The sequence below is a fragment of the Robertmurraya siralis genome (assembly GCF_005502275.1).
Lineage (GTDB): Bacteria > Bacillota > Bacilli > Bacillales > Cytobacillaceae > Robertmurraya > Robertmurraya siralis.
The window spans coordinates 20,425-40,038 of record NZ_SWLZ01000023.1; the positions used below are offsets into that span (position 1 = coordinate 20,425).

The window sequence follows — 19,614 nt, forward strand, 5'->3', positions numbered from 1 at the left end:
CATGACAAAACCAATCATTGAAATAAATCATTTATCAAAATCCTATGAGCTTGGAGGTGAAACGGTCCATGCCTTGCAGGAAGTATCTCTTCAAATTAATGAAGGGGACTTCCTCTCCATTATTGGGCCTTCAGGTTCTGGCAAGTCAACATTCATGAACATGCTTGGCTGTCTTGACAAACCAGATACCGGAGAGTATTTACTCGATGGAAAGAATGTCACCACCATGAAAGATCATGAATTAGCAGTCATACGCAATGTAAAAATAGGATTTATCTTTCAAAATTTTAATTTACTAAATAAATATACAGCATTGGAAAATGTTGAACTTCCTCTTGTCTATAGAGGAATCAGTGTAAAAGAGAGAAGAGACACCGCCATTGAATGTCTAGAAATGGTCGGATTAGGAGATAGGCAGTACCATTTACCAACACAGCTTTCAGGTGGGCAGCAACAAAGAGTTGCGATAGCAAGAGCTCTCGCTGGCAATCCTTCTGTCCTGCTTGCAGATGAACCAACTGGAGCTTTAGATAGCAAGACAGGAAAAGAGGTTTTGAAACTACTTAAGGAGCTAAATGAAAAAGGACATATCATTATTTTGATTACACATGATTTAGAGGTTGCGAGAAAAGCAAAGCGTGTGGTCAGAATTCAAGATGGTCAATTATTTGAAAATGGAGGTGACTGGCTTGAACCTGCTGGAATCCGTCAAAATGGCCATTAAGAGTATCAAAAGCAATAAACTAAGAGCTTTTCTAACTATGCTCGGTATCATTATCGGGATTTCTTCAGTCATTACACTAGTCGCAGTTGGACAAGGCTCTTCTCAATCGGTAACAGAAGAAATTGGTAGTCTGGGAACAAATCTTTTAACGCTAAGTGTAACCGATACGGAATCTGTACAACTTAACTTGGATCAACTTGAACATTTTGATGATTTGAGCGGTATATCTGAAGTTGCTCCGATTAGTTCTGAAAGAGTAATGGCTAAAAAAGGTGATAACTCAATACAGGTGTCAATAACGGGAACGACTTCTCCCTATCTATCTATAAGAGATTTATCACTTAGTGCAGGCCGTTTTATTTCTGATATAGAGAATGAATTAAGGCAAAAAATTGTTGTACTGGGATCAGATACGGCTTCAACCCTTTTTCCAAACACAAACCCCATTGGAGAAAACATTCAAATAAATGGAGTTTCCTTTAAAGTAGTTGGCGTCTTAGAGTCAGTGGGCAGCTCGCTTGGCACAAGCGGAGATAATGTTATCATTGCTCCTCTTTCTACGACACAGAGGGTTACTAAGAATACAACCATCAATACGCTCTACCTTTCCGCAGAAAATGAAGAGATGATAAACAGAGCAAAATTTCAGGTACAAGGAGTCATGACCACGTTATTTCCAAATTCAAGTGATTCTTACGCTGTATCCAGCCAGGACGACCTAATGGAAACGATGAGTTCTGTCACAGATACAATGACATTAATGTTAGGAGGTATTGCGAGCATTTCCTTACTCGTTGGAGGAATAGGTGTAATGAATATTATGCTTGTTTCTGTCTCAGAACGAACGAAGGAAATTGGTATTAGAAAAGCTATAGGTGCGAATCGAAAATCGATTCTTTTGCAATTCCTTATTGAGGCAGTTGTTCTAAGTATGATAGGTGGGCTTATTGGTGTTGTTAGTGGACTAGGCATAGCAAAACTCATTGGGATATTCTCTTCCTTGTCTATCTCATTCTCGCCTTCCGTTACGATACTTGCGTTCGTCTTCTCTTTTGCAATTGGCATCATATTCGGGGTATTTCCAGCAAATAAAGCTTCAAAATTAAATCCCATCCAAGCTTTGCGCCAAGAATAGCTGATTATCTGCTGTTCCTTCAGCCGCAATGCTTGCTCAATGAATCCTGAAAGAAAGTTACATCAATAAGAAATAAGCAAAATAAAACATAATCAGAATACTAATATACATTTAATCATGTAATAAGGAGATCAAAATCAATGAACAAAATAAAGAGTTGGGTTGGATTGATAGCAATCATTTTCTTAATTATGCAATCGACTATTGGAATAATCAGCTATTCGCAAGCTGAAGCAAGACAAGGCGCTCCAAATGAAAATAATAAAGTCATGATGGATATAGATGGTGCGGATGAACTTAGTAGTATTCCTCCTCAGAATAATATATCTGGTGAAGAGGATGCAGGAACAGATGTAAATCATAACATGACTACACCACCACAAAATGGACAAATGCGTGATTTTAATCGAAATGATGAGGAACAGTCGAACAATTTGTCAATCATCCTCGCAAAGTTCCAAAATAGCATTATAAGCTTATTAATGAATGTTTTAAGTCTCGGACTAGGCATTGCTTGGATCGTTCTATTACTATTTGCAAAAAGACAGCAAAAAACCACTAATATTGAGGCTTGATCGGTTTAGATTATATTCGGTTCATAGAGAGGTGATAAAAAATGATATTAAATAAATCGATAAAATTAGTTTTAGCTGGGGCTGTGATTGGATTTGCCAATGTATCTATTTATCCAGTTAATTTTTCTAGTGCTGAGGAGGCTGTGTCCTCTGAAAGCACTACCCAATTACAAACTTTAAGAATTGAAGAGTTTCAGCTTGAGGAAACATTTTCATCTAGTAAAAAAGCTTATACTGCTTTAGTTACGAGTGACATACACTCTATGACTTTATTATTGGAAGCAAAAGAGGAGTCAGCTTCCATTACGGTCAATGGGAAGGCAGTAGTCTCTGGTGAAAAATCAAGCTTCTCACTTAATGCAAAAGAAAACTTATTTACGATCATTGTCGCAAATGGCAGTGAAGTTTCTTCTTATACTATTACTGTCTCTCGTGCACAAAACGATAATATTCAACTTGCTGATCTTGTATTATCGAGTGGTGACCTTGTATTTAATCCAGCTGTAACAAATTATCATTTAAAAGTTGATAATGAAACCAGCAACATTACTGTATATGCTAAAGCAGCATCTGATACAGCTAAAGTTGAAATAAACGGTACAAAAGCAACCTCAAAAGGTTTGTCAGTTGACATTCCAGTGGGCTCTACGACAATCACGATCATTGTTACAGCTGAGAATGGCAACAAAAAAACATATCAAATTACGATAACACGCGAGGAACCATTACCAAAAACACCTACGCAGCCGATTACAACAGAAGCTTCATCAAGAATGTCTCAGTCTCAAGTGGGTTCTTTACCTGCTACCAACTCTGGTAATGCTCATATAGAGACTACAGCGAATCTCGATTCATTGACAGTTTCAAACGGGACCTGGAATAAATCTTTTACATCTGATCAGTATACTTATCATCTCGCAGTGGGAAATGACGTAACAAATGTCTCCATTACTGCAAAGGCTGAGGAAAGTAATGCAGAGATTACCATTGATGAAAGCGACATCTCATCCAGTTCAGATATCACAATTAAGAATCAGGAAAAAACTGTTATCTCTGTAGTCGTCACCAACGATGATGAACGAAAAACTTATGTATTGGTTTTTGATAAAGATATTGAGAAAGAAGAAGATACTGTAGACACAGATGTGATCGAATCTTTGTCAGCTACAGAGGATTTTTCTTCAGATAAAATAGACTTACAGCTAGAGAGAGAGCAACCAAATGATAATAGTGTATTAAAGCCAACAGATTCCCGTTCCCTTTGGCAAAGGATTCTAGCATTTTTTGGTTTATAATGGACTATAGTTTGGGAGAATCATTTTTTCATTAGCAGGAATAAGCTGTGCTTGCTCCTGCTTATTCCTGTTAAATTTTCATTCCACATGGTCTCAACTTCTTCCCATAATATAGAGGAGCTGTCACTCTTACAACATAGATGCAATCCTTAAATTTCCCCAGTAAACAGGTGAATTTATATGCGGCCTGAATTTCATCCACTTTAAGTTCAAAGCCCACTATCCCTTTCATTTCACTTTCCAAAAGTTGAGGTGAAAGGCCTATCCCATAAAACTGGATTCTCGCGGTATTTCTCATATTTTTGCAGTAATTTAATAAGGTCTTGCTTTAACTCTTCTTCGTTCAAAATACTTGCTTTTCCATATACATGCACAGCTTGATAATTCCAAGTAGACACATTTTCTTGCTGGTACGAAGAAGAAGAAATATAGGCGTGCGGACCTTGAAACATAACCAATTCATTTCTACAGGTTTCAAATGTTCTCCACTGAGGGTTTCCATAAGCGAAGTGCCCTGTAATAAAATGATCCTCCCCTTCTTTTATTAACTGCAAAGGAAGATGAGTGGCAATGGGTTTCCCTTGTTCGTTGTAACTATTGTGCCAAAAGAGTGATGAACAAAATCATAAATTTCATTAACGTTGTAACCTTATAATATTTTGGTATATACATATTCATCCACCCTCCAAACAAACTATTAAATTAGCCATTTCGTCATAATAAAGTCCGTTTGTTCTTCATTCCCCATATAAAAAGAATGGGCTCCAGTTTGGACAAATCCCATTTTCTGATAAAAAGCAATGGCATTTTTATTTCTTTCCCATACACCTAGCCAAATCTTCTCTTTGTTTCGTTCCTGTGCAATTTCATATGCTTTACTTAGTAGATATCTACCTAGCCCGTTCTTTTGAAATTTATTTCTTATATAAACCCTTTCGATTTCAAGAGCTTTATCGCCCATTTCTTCAGTTTGTGCATCATCGCAATTAACCTTTAAATAGCCGGCGACTTCATGATTAAAATAAACAAAAAAGAATTGCATGGAAGCATGGAGTAATTCCTTTTCCAACTGTTCAGTATTAAAAGCTTTTTCCAAATATGCTTTCATATTTTCAGGTGAATTTTGAGCTTTGAATGTGTCGTTGAACGTTTCAATACTTATTTGTTGAAGCATCTGTAAATCTTCATGGTTACATAGTTTTATTTTTACGGACATTTTAACAACTTTCTCCTTTCTATTATCAATAATTTCTCTTATTTCCCTTTTTTACATAATCCCAGTCTATTTCCACGTTTCTTCTTATCCTTTGAAGGAGATTAAAAGCAGTGTCTATCTCCTCCTCGGACAATCCTGCTAAGGCGACCACATTGGAATAATCATCCTCTCTTTTTATAAAAGGATAAACATTCTCTCCTTTCTCTGTGGGAAAAAGTTTTTTTATCTTTTTGTTATGAGTATCACTTCTCTTTTCAATAAAACCGTTTATTTCAAGTTTTTTTATAGCACGAGCTGCTGTTGTGCGATCAACCTTAATCATCTCAGCTAATTTTTCTTGGATGATTCCTTGATTTTCACATATGCGAACAAGATATAAATACTGCCCTTTTGTAAGGTCATGCTCTTTAAATTCAATATTACTAATGGAATCCAATGCTCTTGCTATCATTCCAATTTCACGAAGAATTTCCTTCATCACTAACTCCTTCCGAGAAATAATGTTGTAAATACAACAAAATATCGCACAATTAACTTTAACGCAAAATTGTTGTAATTACAACAATGAAATCATTATGTGGTAGAGGATTTTTCATTTAATGTTGCTAAAAGATAGATCATTCGTTATGAGCAATAGCCGTTATCGTTATAACGAAAAAGGGAAGCCCTCTCTTCTTAGGCCCCCTCTCCAATAAACAAACATATAGCGGCAATTATCACACTATCTATTAGTGTGTCATACCTGCTTTACATGATTGGTAAGTAACAATCCCTTCAAAAAAAGAGCGCGCTACTTCATTCAACAACCAGTATTGCTACATGCTCTTTGCTGTCTTACTATAATTGCATATTTATCGAATCATCCTTTCCTTTAGAACCATGGATATTGACTCATAATGGAAGAATAGAAAATCATCCTCCCTGATAATTCACCAATTAATACAAAGCCTGTAACAGCAAGGACATATTTGATTGGAACTACTTTTTTCCCAACAATCATATAAATAACGAGGGTAGCCGGTACCATTAAGCTGCCTAATACTCGAACCCAAAATAGAATAGATGTAATCGAATTAGTTGCAGCCACCTGACTTTCTACAGCACCATTTGCCATCATGACTGAACTACTAATAGTCACTAATAAAGCAGCTATGATAAATACAAGATACATGCCTAATATTTTCATGACATTTCCTTCGTTCTCCTTAGTATTGGCTTTCAGAGAGAAGTAGGATACTGTTAATGCCCCAAGCAGAAATCCTGTTAAGAGAAAGTTTGCAAACGTTGTCCAGTTGTTCCATGCTGGATGGAGTTGCATTGAAAAATAAACGGTGGCAGAAGCTAAGACCAAAACAAGCCCCAGCAAGGCAGTTAATGTGCCGACAGCTTTACGTATTTTATCCTGCTCGACTCTTTTCCACCAAATATAAGTAAATACAAGTAAGCATAGGTTAAACAAAATAACGGCAATGATTTCACGGCTGAGCCAAGAATGACCTGTGCCTAATAAACTTGAATAACTTTTAAAAGGATTGTTTAAATGAAACATGGACGATACTGCCCCAATGACAGAAATGACGAGCGCAATATATACAGTTTTATTTAATATTTGTTTCCCAATTGTATTCATAAATTTTGGGTTCAGCCATTCTAATAAAACAAGTGCCATAATAATACCTACTGCCCACTGACTAAACACAGTAAAGATAACTAATGGAAATTCATATTCTCCCATCTTAAGGCCTCCTTTTCTTCTCAATTAGCAGCAATAATGACCACATTAGGTTGACTTATTTTATGACTAGGCATATTGTACATGCTTTCAACCACTTCAATATCATTTCCATATTCAGCCCGTAACTCGTTTATTTCACCAAATTTAATGATTTGGGCTGGACAGGATTCTACACATCTAGGTATTAAACCTTGATCAATTCGTTCAACACACATATCGCATTTACTTACCTTTTGTTCAACTGGATCGTATTGAGGTGCTGAATAAGGGCAGGCCATTACACAGGAGCGGCATCCAAGACATTTTTCATGATCTTGTAGCACAATCCCGTCGTCTCTCTTCGTGTACGCTGAAACAGGACATACTTTCATACACTGAGGATCGTCACAATGGTTACATGACATCGAAATGAAATCCATTCGATTCGGATTTTCCACTCTAAACTCTCTTACTTTTCTCCATGTAATACCTTTGGCTGTTAAGTTTTCTGATTTACACGCAACAGAACAAGTTTTGCACCCATAACAATCATTTATATTAATCACAAATCCATATTGACCCATTTATTTAACCCTCCTTTCTCACATCAACAAGTGTATTATTAATTGATGTGCCTGTACCTAGCGCCTCTACCGTATCATTTGTAACATAACTACTGCTGCCGCCTTGTTGTTCCCACCAACCATTTTGCAAGCCAATAATATGTTCCTTTATATGAGTGGTTACGATTGCTTTTGCGTGATGCTCACCTCTATCATTAAATACAACGACTTTGTCCCCATCATTGATATTTCGCTTTTGCGCATCTTTTGGATGAATAAGTACCTCTGGTTCACTTTGATGAACTTCATTAAGCCATTCCAGTGTGCTAAAACTTGAATGGATACTGCGCGGCATTTTGTATTGTATAGCCATTATTGGATACTTCTCCAATAATTTATTGGACTTATTTTTAATGCTTTCTTTTGAGCAATAATATTTAACTATTGGACTATGATCCATATCTGCCCAATCTTCTACAAATAAATGTGCTTTCCCAGTTGATGTTTTGAATTGACCATCTTTAAACGGTACATAAGGTGTTGATACTGGTTTAACTGGACCTTGTTTTAATTGTTCAAGTGTTACTCCCGTTCCTTCTAAACATGCTTTAATATGTTCTTCTATCGGCTTATCAAATAATTCTCCGACTCCAAATCTTTTAGCAATTTCAGTAAGAATCCAGTAATCCGGTTTTGCTTCACCTGGTGGTTCAACCGCCTTTTCCTTCAATTGAATATAGTGGCTACGAGTGCCTGCCATTAAACTTGTATATTCAAAAACGGTCGTTACAGGCAAAATTAAATCAGCATATAACGCGGTTGAAGTCATTAAACTATCTGCCACCACAACGAATGGAACTTTCTCTAGTGCTTTTCTTACCATATTGGTATTCGGTACCTGGGTCATCGGACTCGTGGTCATAATATACCAAAATCCAATTTCCGTTGGGTCTCCATTAACGATAGACTCTCCAAGTTTAGCAACCGGAATGTTAGCCACTTCTTCTGTTACTTCTGCTGAAGGAACCGGTGGATTAATATTTACAAATTGGGTTACACCACCTGCATCACAAACACCTGCTCCCGGTTTTCCAATATTCCCAGTTAAAATCGCTAAATAGAATTGGCTGGCAGATACATAAGTTCCAAATTCAGTTCTTTGGGCACCAGACATATTTTGAATAATCATCGATGGTTTATTTTTCGCATATTCACGGGCCAAACGAAGAATAGTTTCTTTCGGAACATCCGTTTCCTTTGCTGTTGCTTCTACAGTCCATTCTTTTGCCTCTTCCTTAATTAAGTCATATACGGTTCTATATCCGTTTGGAATGGAAACTTCGTCTACACTTAGCGCCGGGGCGATATTTTTCTTATTATGACGTACAAGCATTTTTTGTTTCATATCATAAACAACATAGGAATCAGGATCTTCTTGATTTTCTCGAACAAGTTTCCCATTTTGGTCAACTAAATAAACAGCCCCCGTATGATTCATCAAAAATGATCGATCTATTAAATCTTCGTTGATAATAATATTTAACATTCCTAATGCAAGAGCAGTATCTGTACCAGGCATGATCGGAATCCACTCATCTGCCCTTGCAGCCGTTTCACTAAATCTTGGATCAATAACGATTAATCGAGCTCCATTTTTCATAGCCTCTTCATATTCCTTGAAATAAGCCTGCATTGTAACAGCCGGGTTATTACCCCAACAAATAATATATTGGCTATCTCGAATAGTATCTCTAGTGTCAACGTAACGAAATCCCACAATTGGGTTCATCGCTGCTGTTACTGCTGAGCAGCATAAGGAACCTGCAGGGCGCGTAGCTCCACCAAGATGAGTGAAAAGTGCTCCAGCCATACTGTTTGCAATCGAGTCCATATTACCAGATGCACTTTCCAATAATATTCCTTTATTTCCAATTTCCTTGATTGTTTTTCTTATATTTTCCTCAATTAAATCTAGTGCCTCGTTCCAAGAGATTTCTTTGAATTCACCTGAACCTTTTTTCCCCGTTCTTAACATCGGCATTTTAATCCGGCTTTCATTATTCACCCATTGCGTACGGCTCATTCCACGAAGGCAGCCTGTCACATTAAAATCTTTACTAGCCTCAACTTTAACAATTTTCCCATCTTTTACAAAAGCCGTCAGATTGCAATGCAAGCACTCCATTGAACAAGTTGATCGAAAAACTTCATACTTAACCGGTTCGCTAGCAAGTACCTCTGATGGCGACTTTATCGCATCTTTAATAGCTATGCCCCCGCTTCCAACAATGGCTGCTCCTCCGATTGTTCCAGCAGCCTTTAAGAAAGAACGCCTTTTTATTTTTTTGTTCAACAGTTCAGCTTGGCTTTTCCTCATTTCTTCTTTCATGAAACTCCCTCCCTCAGAGTCTAAAAATCTTGAAAGCAACAGTAACTTATTTTTTTCTACAATGTGCAATCAATAACGGCACTTTCACATATTTTCCTTTTACCTTCAAATCGTTGAAACAAAAATGATAGTTGTCATTTTCGGACAATTTAATAATTTCAAGTTCAGCTTCTTCCAGCCATTTCTGAAGCTGCTCTGCTTTAAATCCTGTCCAAAAATCATGACTTTCCTTAAAACGCCAATTTTTATTTGTAAAAGTAAGATCAGCGATAACTAACTCTCCACCTGCGACTAAAGTTTTGGTCATCTGCTTGATTGCCTTTAACGGATTAAAAATATGATGGATGAGCATGCAGGAAAAACCAACATCAACTGATCCTTTCATAAAAGATAGATCCATACTTACATCAGCAGAAATTGTTTTTACATTACTGAGACCATAATTTTTTTGTAAATTTGTTACTGTTTTGAGCATTTCAATCGAATGATCGATTGCGAAAACCTCTGAAACTAAAGGACTAACATCTTTTATTAAACTTCCTGTCCCAGCACCAAAATCTGCTACAATGGAGCTCTTATTTAATTGAACTAATGACAATAAATATTGATTTAAATTTCTTGGATATGTTTCTCTCCTGAAGTCTTCAAAGCTTTGGTGAAATCCATTGAAAAAGCCTTGAACTTTCGTTGAAATTTCCTTCTCAATATTGTTTGGATAATCTAAAATATCGAACCAAGTGAGTAGCATTCTTTGTTCATATAATGATAAGGGAAGTTTTAAGAGATCTGGATTAAACTCCTTTAAGATTTTCCTGATGAAAGCTTGCCTCGCTCTTTTTAAAAGGGAGCCAAATGCCTCTTCTGTGATATCTAACAGGTAAGCGCTCTCTTTGTAGCTCAATCCTTGGAGATCTACTAAACATATAGCTTTTTGATGCTCAATTTTAATTTCTTGCAGCATACTTCGGAGGAATTCTCTAAGCGCTTTTGTCTGGATCTTTTCCTCTAAAATCTCCCTACTCCAAATATTTGAAGTCACCTTTATACTATTTAAAAGCACATCATCCACTTTCTGTAAATATTTGATCGATAAATAATGAGCTTTCTCTAATGCCCAAACTTTTACTTTCTTCTGGTCAATTGAAGCATCCATGTCAATATTCTCACAAAGACAAGTAAAAGTTTCTTGAACAATTTCTTGAGCTGCATCGATATCATTTAATAAGTTATAAACATAATTAAATATATCTTTATAGTAATATTGATAAAAAGTAGCTACTTTGCTCATGTTTTACACTTCCCATGGGGTCCAATCGATCGATTTACCCATATTCTAAAACACTTTTGACATAAGCTTAGCTTGTTCGTGAATCATTTCACAATAATGATAAAAGAAAAAGAAAAAATTATGAATTCTTTATTTTAACCGACGGGGAAAATTAATTATTTTTCCCTATACGCACTAGATTTGAAGGAGATTTTATGAATCTGTATGATAATATCAAAGGGTCAATAGAAAATAAAAAATGAAAAGAGGTTTTTGCCAATGACAAGTCATACCGCCGAACGTTTTATTCAGGAATTAAAGCAACATCAAAATGAAGCAGATATAGAAAAAATGAAAAAATTTTTTAAAGATTCGGAGGAAAGTACGAAATGTTTTGGTCTGAAAATGCGCACCGTGTTCCAAACTGCAAAACAATTCATAGATATGCCTTTAATAGAAATCGAACAGCTTCTAGAAAGTAATTATTACGAAGTAAGAATGGGAGCAGTAAGCATTATGGATTTTCAAGCAAAAGCCAAGAAACAATCCGAAGAGCATAAACAGGCATTGTATGAGCTTTATATGCGAAGACACGACCGAATCAACAATTGGGATTTCGTCGATCGTGCAGCTCCTTCTGTTATCGGCTCCTATTTGCTTGATAAACCGAAAGATGCTCTCTATAAAATGGCAAGATCACTTAATATTTGGGAAAGAAGAACAGCGATAGTAAGTACGCTAAGCTTTATCAAGACTGGTAACACGGAGGATACCTTTGCAATTGCTGAGATACTAGTAAAAGATTCGGAGGAATTAATCAACAAGGCTGTTGGAAGTTTGATTCGGGAAGCTGGTAAAAAAGATGAGGATAAGCTGAAATCTTTCTTGAACAAACACGCCAGCACTATGCCTAGAATTACCTTAAGATACGCCATTGAAAAGTTGGATAAGAGTACAAGAGATTACTATTTAAATTTTAGAAACAGTTAATGCTATGCTTGAGTGAATGATTAAATGAGTATTCCTATTAAAAAGGTCTTTGCTAAACAACAGAGAAACTTCTTTCTATGAAATCTGCAGAACTGACCTCTAACTCAATTAACCAAGAAAAACCTCAAACTGGAACTCAGAAAAAATTAAGCCATCGAAATAACACTCGTTATCAGTATCGATTTTTCAAAGCGACCCTCACCAACATGGTTATAGAGGTATAAATTAATAATAAACTTAAATTTTTATTGCTCCGGTGATAAACTGACCGTTTAGTGAAATGAGATGCGGATGAACAGTTTCTCCTTTTATAAGAATTTTGCAAATGGGAAATAAAAATTAGAGTGTTAAGGAGTGTCCCAAAAGTTAGACTTTGCACCGCCTCAAAAAAAATTGAGGAAAGTGAATATCTTGAAAAGCGGCAATACCTTTGGAACAACCCCTATAGGTTGTAGGAAATCTACGCTCCTTTTTTCAAGGATGCTTCAGAATACCTACAAATTTTTTACAGATCATCATAAGTGATCAGTTCTACATTTAATTCTTCAAGCCATTTTCGTGTTCGTGGGTCGCACAACATATCCACTTCCATTGGTCTTGGCAAAGTAAGCGAGGAATTTCTTAAAATAAAGCCATCTAAGTATCCAGGGTGACAGACAAACATACAGTATCCTCCCTTATCTGCCTGTTCAACCGTTTTCTTTAATGACTCAAATGGGTTATAATCCATATCCGGCGCTATCGTTTCCATATTAATGCGAACTTGTTTATGGTTGATTTCCACCTCCCCTTCCATGGAAAAAGGAGAATACTTTAGTCCATATTTTTGCGCAACAATCTCCAATCCTTTAAAGAAATTATCACTGGCAATTGCATGCCCATCAATATAATGTGGCTTCTCTCCCATAAGCTCAATATACCTTTTATATTGAGCTTCAATCTCAAGGATCACTTCATCCAACACGACAAAATCTACTTTTGCCTGACGATATTCCTTTGATGACTTAAATTCTCCCTTCTCATTCGTAATACTTGGTATCAGCGAAGGATCTGTCAGAGGTTTGCCCACGGAAATATTGGTATGTTGTCCAAGACAGACATCCGTATCTTTTAATAACATAAGTCCATGAGAAACTGCAGGCATGTTCATCATCACCCCAACACTTCCAATAATGCCCTCTTTTACACTTTTGGCAATACCATAATTGACACCCTCAGAATAGCCTAAGTCATCAGCTCGTACTAATAGTTTTTTCATTTTTTTGCTCCTCCTTTTTTTCGTATTGTCAAAACTTTTATAAAAAATAGGTTATAAATGACCTAGTTAGAGGGCTTTGTAAGCAAAAAACTTGCCACCCCCTGAATTCAAAGGATTATTGAGGTTACCACACACCCAAAAATCTTAGAATGGAAGTGACAAGTTGTACCCTCAAATATAATCTATCTATTAATTTTTATAAACTATCAAGAACAAATCGTTCGAACATTGCTTCCTCTTCTTGTGGGGAAGAGTATGTTCGATAAACCCATAGAAACTCCCATAACTAAATCTTTTTGAAAGCTTCAGGTGGACGAACTTCCCGTCACTGTCGTCCCCCGAAAAACTTGACTTCTCGCGGAGCAAACCTTTGAAACCAGTTCGAAGACATAGAAACGCAAAAATAAAAGTCTCAAAATCGATGATCTACCCACAGTGTGGTGCTCCATCTGATTACTTATATGCCAATAATGGAGCCAAAGACCATTTCAATGTATGTGTGCTCCTGTCTTTTCAGCGATAAGAACTGTTTTTCTAAAGTGGCTATTTTAAAATGCCCTCACTGTGCCAAAACGCTTGATAAGATCAAGGAGCGAGAAGATTTTCACATATTTAAAATAATGCCTGTTCTTACTATTCAAAGGAAGTTAAATGCCCTGTCCTCAAAGGAGAAAAAACAGTTTTAAAAAGACCCGCAAGCTTTTAACTGGAATATTCCCATTTTGACCAATAGCATCTCTCATCGAAAGCTAAATCACAATTACTTTGGCGCCGTCAGGGGTAAAAATAAATTTCCTTCTAATATTTTGATCACCGAATGAGGACACACTTTGCTTTTTTTCAGCTTTCTTTGTCCTCATGAACCTTTTATGAGGACACACTTTGCTTTTTTTTGGCCTTCTTTGTCCTCATGGACCCTCTATGAGGACACACTTTGCTTTTTTTTAGCCTTCTTTGTCCCCATGAACCCTTTATGAGGACACGCTTTGCTTTTTTTCAGCCTTCTTTGTCCCCATGGACCCTTTATGAGGACACACTTTGCTTTTTTTCAGCTTTCTTTGTCCTCATGAACCTTTTATGAGGACACACTTTGCTTTTTTTTGGCCTTCTTTGTCCTCATGGACCCTCTATGAGGACACGCTTTGCTTTTTTTCAGCCTTCTTTGTCCTCATGAACCCTTTATGAAGACACGCTTTGTTTTTTTTTCAGCTTTCTTTGTCCTCATGGACCCTCTATGAGGACAAACTTTGCTTTTTTTCAGCCTTCTTTGTCCTCATGAACCCTTTATGAGGACACGCTTTGCTTTTTTTCAGCCTTCTTTGTCCCCATGGACCCTTTATGAAGACACGCTTTGTTTTTTTTTCAGCTTTCTTTGTCCTCATAAACCCTCTATGAGGACACACTTTGCTTTTTTTCAGCCTTCTTTGTCCTCATGAACCCTTTATGAGGACACGCTTTGCTTTTTTTCAGCCTTCTTTGTCCCCATGGACCCTTTATGAGGACACACTTTGCTTTTTTTAACGTTCTTTGTCCTCATGAACACTCTATGAGGACACACTTTCATTATTTTTGCTTTCTACGTCCTCATGCATCCCTAGAAGGGAAATCATCCAGAGTTATCAGGGCTGCCAACGATGCCAGCCCGATGGACAAAACTCATTGAGTTCGCTTAACAATGGATTACCCAACAGAGGTTTGCCTCACATTTTGTTTAGCAGAGCCCTTGAGTTTTAGAGCTGTTCAGCAATCGGCGGAGCGAACTCTTGACAAACTGAACTTACCAATGGTTTAAAATGAAAATAGCCAAGGGCGATTTGGTATGCCTTCTTTCTGTCCTCTTCACCCTTGTTACTCCACACACAAACCATTGGCATGTTGGTCAAGATCGATTGCGTGACCTTTCCACCTAATAAATGGGAGAGAACCTAAACATCTAAGTAGTTTTCATAGAACTTTGACACTACCTTTTATTTATCAATAACTCTAAGTATATTTAAGAAATATGCATGATGTTCTCTTGCCTTTTTCTCTTACCTTTTATTAAAACAAATTCATTAGGAAATTTTTCAGAGTTTGTTACAATAATGGCAGTTGTGGTTGCATAACCAGCTTCTTCAATTTCAGAGATAGAGAATGTCATGATCGGCTGCCCGCATCTTACTCTTTCTCCTTCTTTGACTAACGGTTGGAAGCCTTTTCCATTCATTTTAACCGTATCTATTCCCACATGAATTAACAGTTCTATCCCTTCTTTGTTTTTAAGAGCAATCGCATGTTTTGTAGGTGTGATTAACATGACTTCCCCGTCGAATGGTGCATATACTTCACCTAACGATGGTTTCATCCCACATCCTTTTCCAAGCATTCCTTCTGAAAATACGCCATCCTCTATTTCTTTTAGGGAAATAACCATACCATCCATTGGGGCGAAAATATCACCATTTTCTTTCTTTTCATCCTGAATTTTATCAATAAATTTTTTGAATATGCTCATGTTTACCACCCTTATTGTTGTTTTTGGATAAGAGGATCATCTTTTTTGAAGCCAAAGAAGTAAGTGACAACCGCAGCAACGACAATTGAAATTAGAACGGATATAACAGCATGAACAAGATTGGCAGTTGAACCACCAACATAGCCTAATATATTAAGGAAATTCGCAACTGGAATCATGGCATAAGCCGTAACACCAAAGAGTCCAGCATAAAACCCACCAGCAAAACCTCCGGCAATCATACCAAGTAATGGTCGTTTATAACGAATTCCAACACCATACATCGCAGGCTCTGTAACACCACCAACCAAGTTTGCAACAACATACCCAAAACTTAATCCACGTTGCTCCTTATTGCGGATACGCAGCACAGCGCCAATTGCCATACCAGCTACAGCAAAGCTTGCTGCCGTCGCACCAGGTGAAACTAACGCTTCTTGACCACTGTTAGTGAATACAAGGATCAGCATAGATATCATAACTAAATGCATTCCACTCAACACTAAGAACTGCCAAATCGCGCCGATAATAGCGATAGCTAAGAAACCACCTACATCAGAAAGACCTAAGATACCTTCTGAAAAATAATGACCAAGAAAAGAACCTGCAGGACCCAACACGGTTAGAGAAATAGGCAGCATTACAATAATGGTTAAGCTAGGTGCAAAAATCGTTTTTAAAATACTTGGTAAATGTCTATTAAAAAATCTTTCAACATAACTCATTACCCATACAGACATAATGCTTGGGAGAACAGTCGATGAATAGCTTTGAACACTTGTAGGGATTCCGAAAACTGAAAACTCATTCCCCTCAGTTGCCATTGACATCAATGTTGGATGTAGCAGTATTCCTCCTAAGAAAATAGCAAGTACCGGAGTGGCACCGAATTTTTTTGCAGCCGTATAAGCAACAGCAATTGGGAAGAAGTAGAATCCAGCATCCCCAACAAAATCAAGTAATATATATATATCGCTTTGATCACTAATAAGCCCCAGCATGCTTGGACCAAGCAATGCAATTAAAAATTTAAACATCGACGCCGCAAGCAGCAGCGGTATGAGTGGGGTAAGAGAACCTGCCAACCCGTCGAGAATTCCACTTCCGATGCTCTTCAGTGTGATCTTTTTCTTCGCCAGTTCAACATTATTATTTTTAGCGTTGTTCTCAAATCCGCCCACTTCTACTAAGCTCTGGTATACTTTATCTACCGTTTGCCCAATAATCACTTGAAATTGGCCACCTGTCTTCATGACTCCAATAACACCTTGAATTTTTTTAACTTCCTCCTCGTCAGGTAAACTCTCATCCTTCAGATTAAAACGGAGCCTTGTCATACAGTGGGTTACGTGGCTGACATTGTCTTTTCCTCCAATTGCTTTTAGCACATCTTCTGCTACTTTTTGAAACTGTTCTTTTTTAGTCATCTTTTTTCCTCCTATATAAAATAAAAAAACCCAAAGCCAGGATGAGTTGGATCTCAACCTAACTTTGGGTGATGCCTCCCTAACGAGTAACAATCCCTACTATTTATATTTTGGTGTTCTTTATAATCCGATTGATATGCATCATTAAATACAAAATCTCGTCATCTGTTGTTTTTGATTCAAGCTTTTCATCAATAAAATTACCAATCATAAAAGCACAATCATACACCTTTTCATTGTTTTCTTTCATTACTTGCAAAATTACGGAATTGTCATTCATAAATTGTGTTTCTTCTTTAATTCTTTTTAAATAATACCTCATATGCATAGCAAATCTATTATAATTAAAGCTCGCTCTATCTATGTTTATCGAGAAAAAGCCTTCAATCTTGTCTGCAACTTCGGAAATTAATGCCTCTGTATCTGGACCCTCTGTTACAGGTTCCTTTTCTTCTTGCGCATTGACAAAATGCATCGCAATATTCGTAACTTCACTTTCGGGTAGTATGGCGCCTAGCCTTTTTTTGACCAATTCTACAGCATATCTGCCAAGATTCGTTTCAATCGGGTATAACTGCTCAACATCATATGAAAACAGCATTTGCATTTTTTTATACTTTTTCAAACGAATAATGGCGAAATTTATATGATCCGCTAACCCAATTAACAGATTTGGATTGAGAGGCGATGAGAGTGTCTTCCGAGCTTTATCGACAATAAGTGCCGTCACCTCAAAAATATTCTCTGGAATTTCCTCCATGAGATTATAAAATCTATTGTCAATCCGATAAAATGTCATAGAAATTGAACTTAAATCCTTTATTTCATATGGCATTGGCGGAAATCCAATTCCCCTCTCAAAGGCGATTAGTTCTTTATTATTATTGTCTGTACAGATTGCAACGTTGTTATTAATTTTTTTAATTGCCTTCATCGCTTAACTCCCATATAGATTATTATAAATGCAAAAAACTCTTCGAAGCATACCAAATAAAGATAGGTAATGCCTCAAAGAGCAACAATCTCAAAGAGTAACAATCCTTTAAACTAAATCACTATGTTAACGCTTACGGCTATAATATCATAATGCATTTTGCTTAGCAATATTTTTTATTCACTCAAATAATGGAATTTTCTATTTATTAAGGATAGCAGAAACATGAGGAAGTGTAAATAATAGTTTTGAATGGTTCTGATTTCTAACGAACGCATCTGATCATTGAAAATATAATAATTTATTCAAGGTCCTACATGAGGAGGGTTTAATATATGCTCAGCAAAATCCTCCTTAAAAGGGCATTCTCCTAGAAGAATACTATTTGCTGCCTCCTCAAAGTTGTATTCAGTCACTTTTAGATATGCTTTTTTATCTAATAATAACCAACATGCTCCTTTTGCCCGACTTTGCAAGCCTACACTACCAGCATTTATTATTCTTTTATTACCAATAAAGCGGTTAAATTGTATATGTGTATGTCCACAAACTATGATATTCTCCTTAACACCTTGAACCATTTCCAGTACTTCTTCCTCAGGTGTATCAAACCTAATCGCTTCAGTGTCGCTCCGAGGGGAACCGTGAACAAATAATACTTCTTCAAAACCATCAATATATATAGTATAGCTTTCAGGTAGAGTTTTCAGGAATCCAATTTGAGTGTCTGTTAATTGTTCAGCACACCATTTGTTTAAATCCACTACAAAATCTTGTGCCTTTTCCTCTTTGTTACTGAAGGCTACTTCTCTATCAGCATTCCCCATTATGAAGTTAAAATTATCTTTATATTTCATTAAAGTATCCATAACTTCTCTAGGCTGGGGGCCCCACACTAAATCACCACCAATTACAACTCTTTGTACGTCATACTGTTCAATTTCTTTCAGAACAGCTTTCAAGGCATAGTAATTTCCATGAATATCATAAATAGCTGCTACACTCATAACCATTCCCTCCCTTTTTAAACTTTGACATCTTTTGATAAGGTTTTTGGCTACATATAAATCTATCTGGATGTTGGGTCATTATTCTCCTTCATAAGTCTCAACATAGAAGCACAGAAAACGGCTCTGAAGAAATGAACGAAGATTCATAGTCACACGCCTTATAGAAGAAAAAAAGAAGCGAACAATGATCGCTTCTTGATGTAAAGTCAAACGTTACTAATATTTGCAAAAAAGTTTTCACCTACGTGTGTATTATAGCCATAGTCAAAGCGTATATTTGATTCCATACATACATTTTCTCCAGTGGACCTGAGTAATTCATTTAATAATTTTGACCGTTTTTCTCCTTCAGTTTCTAATATTTGATTATATATTAATTATCAATTGGCTTGTTTTGTTCAATAACAAAAAGTAGTAGTGAGATGTTCAAAAGAAATTTTTCCAATTCAAGGAATGTAGGATATTCATCTTTTCCCGATACAAATAATGTAATTTCAACATCTCTTTCAATTGCTAGATCCATAACTTGAAAAGCTAATTGACTACTCAGCACATCCTTTCCACTACATACTATTCTTCTTTCTTTAATTATCATTACCTCACTATTAAAAAATATATCTTTT

17 protein-coding genes and 2 pseudogenes are annotated in these 19,614 nt (G+C 36.6%); 5 read left to right on the forward strand and 14 right to left on the reverse strand.

Features of this window, described 5'->3' with window-relative positions; translation table 11 throughout:
• Position 1 precedes the first annotated feature (1 nt).
• The 4 genes from FCJ93_RS19895 to FCJ93_RS19910 all read left to right on the forward strand — a co-directional run bounded on the left by FCJ93_RS19895 (position 2) and on the right by FCJ93_RS19910 (position 3,729).
• On the forward strand, positions 2–724 hold the full coding sequence (locus FCJ93_RS19895; protein WP_095310558.1) for an ABC transporter ATP-binding protein: 723 nt from the start codon (positions 2–4) through the stop codon (positions 722–724).
• The gene (locus FCJ93_RS19900) at positions 681–1,859 is read left to right on the forward strand and encodes an ABC transporter permease (protein ID WP_306428705.1); all 1,179 of its coding nucleotides are present in this window, start codon (positions 681–683) and stop codon (positions 1,857–1,859) included. The genes FCJ93_RS19895 and FCJ93_RS19900 overlap by 44 nt, the downstream gene beginning before the upstream one ends.
• A 140-nt stretch (positions 1,860–1,999) precedes the next feature.
• Positions 2,000–2,434: a hypothetical protein gene (locus FCJ93_RS19905; RefSeq protein ID WP_095310561.1), complete on the forward strand. Its 435-nt coding sequence runs from the start codon at positions 2,000–2,002 to the stop codon at positions 2,432–2,434.
• A 41-nt stretch (positions 2,435–2,475) separates the two neighbouring features.
• Positions 2,476–3,729: a cadherin-like beta sandwich domain-containing protein gene (locus tag FCJ93_RS19910; RefSeq protein ID WP_137744493.1), complete on the forward strand. Its 1,254-nt coding sequence runs from the start codon at positions 2,476–2,478 to the stop codon at positions 3,727–3,729.
• Positions 3,730–3,898: 169 nt separating this feature from the next.
• On the opposite strand, the pseudogene FCJ93_RS19915 reads toward FCJ93_RS19910, so the two are convergent.
• From FCJ93_RS19915 to FCJ93_RS19945, 7 genes and pseudogenes are all read right to left on the reverse strand, one after another.
• A pseudogene (locus tag FCJ93_RS19915) lies at positions 3,899–4,401 on the reverse strand (FMN-binding negative transcriptional regulator); the annotation flags it as partial.
• Between the two features lie 25 nt (positions 4,402–4,426).
• Complete coding sequence (locus FCJ93_RS19920; protein WP_095310564.1) at positions 4,427–4,945, reverse strand: GNAT family N-acetyltransferase; 519 nt, start codon at positions 4,943–4,945, stop codon at positions 4,427–4,429.
• Positions 4,946–4,970: 25 nt separating this feature from the next.
• Positions 4,971–5,423, reverse strand: coding sequence for a MarR family winged helix-turn-helix transcriptional regulator (locus FCJ93_RS19925; RefSeq protein WP_095310566.1), 453 nt, complete (start codon positions 5,421–5,423; stop codon positions 4,971–4,973).
• Positions 5,424–5,816: 393 nt separating this feature from the next.
• On the reverse strand, positions 5,817–6,680 hold the full coding sequence (locus tag FCJ93_RS19930; protein WP_095310568.1) for a dimethyl sulfoxide reductase anchor subunit family protein: 864 nt from the start codon (positions 6,678–6,680) through the stop codon (positions 5,817–5,819).
• A 20-nt stretch (positions 6,681–6,700) separates the two neighbouring features.
• On the reverse strand, positions 6,701–7,243 hold the full coding sequence (locus FCJ93_RS19935) for a 4Fe-4S dicluster domain-containing protein (RefSeq protein WP_095310569.1): 543 nt from the start codon (positions 7,241–7,243) through the stop codon (positions 6,701–6,703).
• 4 nt (positions 7,244–7,247) lie between these two features.
• Positions 7,248–9,611: a molybdopterin-containing oxidoreductase family protein gene (locus FCJ93_RS19940; RefSeq protein WP_137744494.1), complete on the reverse strand. Its 2,364-nt coding sequence runs from the start codon at positions 9,609–9,611 to the stop codon at positions 7,248–7,250.
• 46 nt (positions 9,612–9,657) lie between these two features.
• Positions 9,658–10,899: a sigma-70 family RNA polymerase sigma factor gene (locus FCJ93_RS19945; protein WP_137744495.1), complete on the reverse strand. Its 1,242-nt coding sequence runs from the start codon at positions 10,897–10,899 to the stop codon at positions 9,658–9,660.
• A gap of 258 nt (positions 10,900–11,157) precedes the next feature.
• On the opposite strand from FCJ93_RS19945, the gene FCJ93_RS19950 reads away from it, so the two are divergent.
• Positions 11,158–11,868 (forward strand): DNA alkylation repair protein, encoded by a 711-nt coding sequence (locus FCJ93_RS19950; protein WP_095310575.1) that lies wholly within the window; start codon positions 11,158–11,160, stop codon positions 11,866–11,868.
• Positions 11,869–12,373: 505 nt separating this feature from the next.
• Here the strand turns inward: FCJ93_RS19950 and FCJ93_RS19955 are convergent.
• The 7 genes and pseudogenes from FCJ93_RS19955 to FCJ93_RS19995 all read right to left on the reverse strand — a co-directional run bounded on the left by FCJ93_RS19955 (position 12,374) and on the right by FCJ93_RS19995 (position 19,544).
• The gene (locus FCJ93_RS19955) at positions 12,374–13,126 is read right to left on the reverse strand and encodes a ChbG/HpnK family deacetylase (RefSeq protein WP_095310577.1); all 753 of its coding nucleotides are present in this window, start codon (positions 13,124–13,126) and stop codon (positions 12,374–12,376) included.
• A 1,993-nt stretch (positions 13,127–15,119) separates the two neighbouring features.
• The gene (locus FCJ93_RS19965) at positions 15,120–15,620 is read right to left on the reverse strand and encodes a PTS sugar transporter subunit IIA (RefSeq protein ID WP_095314702.1); all 501 of its coding nucleotides are present in this window, start codon (positions 15,618–15,620) and stop codon (positions 15,120–15,122) included.
• 11 nt (positions 15,621–15,631) lie between these two features.
• The gene (locus tag FCJ93_RS19970; protein ID WP_137744496.1) at positions 15,632–17,047 is read right to left on the reverse strand and encodes a PTS transporter subunit EIIC; all 1,416 of its coding nucleotides are present in this window, start codon (positions 17,045–17,047) and stop codon (positions 15,632–15,634) included.
• Between the two features lie 103 nt (positions 17,048–17,150).
• Entirely contained in the window at positions 17,151–17,981 is an 831-nt protein-coding gene (locus tag FCJ93_RS19980) for a PRD domain-containing protein (RefSeq protein ID WP_137744497.1), read from the reverse strand.
• Between the two features lie 305 nt (positions 17,982–18,286).
• Complete coding sequence (locus FCJ93_RS19985; RefSeq protein ID WP_235879552.1) at positions 18,287–18,988, reverse strand: metallophosphoesterase family protein; 702 nt, start codon at positions 18,986–18,988, stop codon at positions 18,287–18,289.
• 224 nt (positions 18,989–19,212) lie between these two features.
• Positions 19,213–19,365 (reverse strand): annotated as a pseudogene (locus FCJ93_RS25550) (acetyltransferase); the annotation flags it as partial.
• Positions 19,365–19,544, reverse strand: a complete 180-nt coding sequence (locus FCJ93_RS19995) for a hypothetical protein (RefSeq protein WP_137744499.1) — start codon at positions 19,542–19,544, stop codon at positions 19,365–19,367. The gene FCJ93_RS19995 and the pseudogene FCJ93_RS25550, both read right to left, overlap by 1 nt.
• Positions 19,545–19,614: the final 70 nt, after the last annotated feature.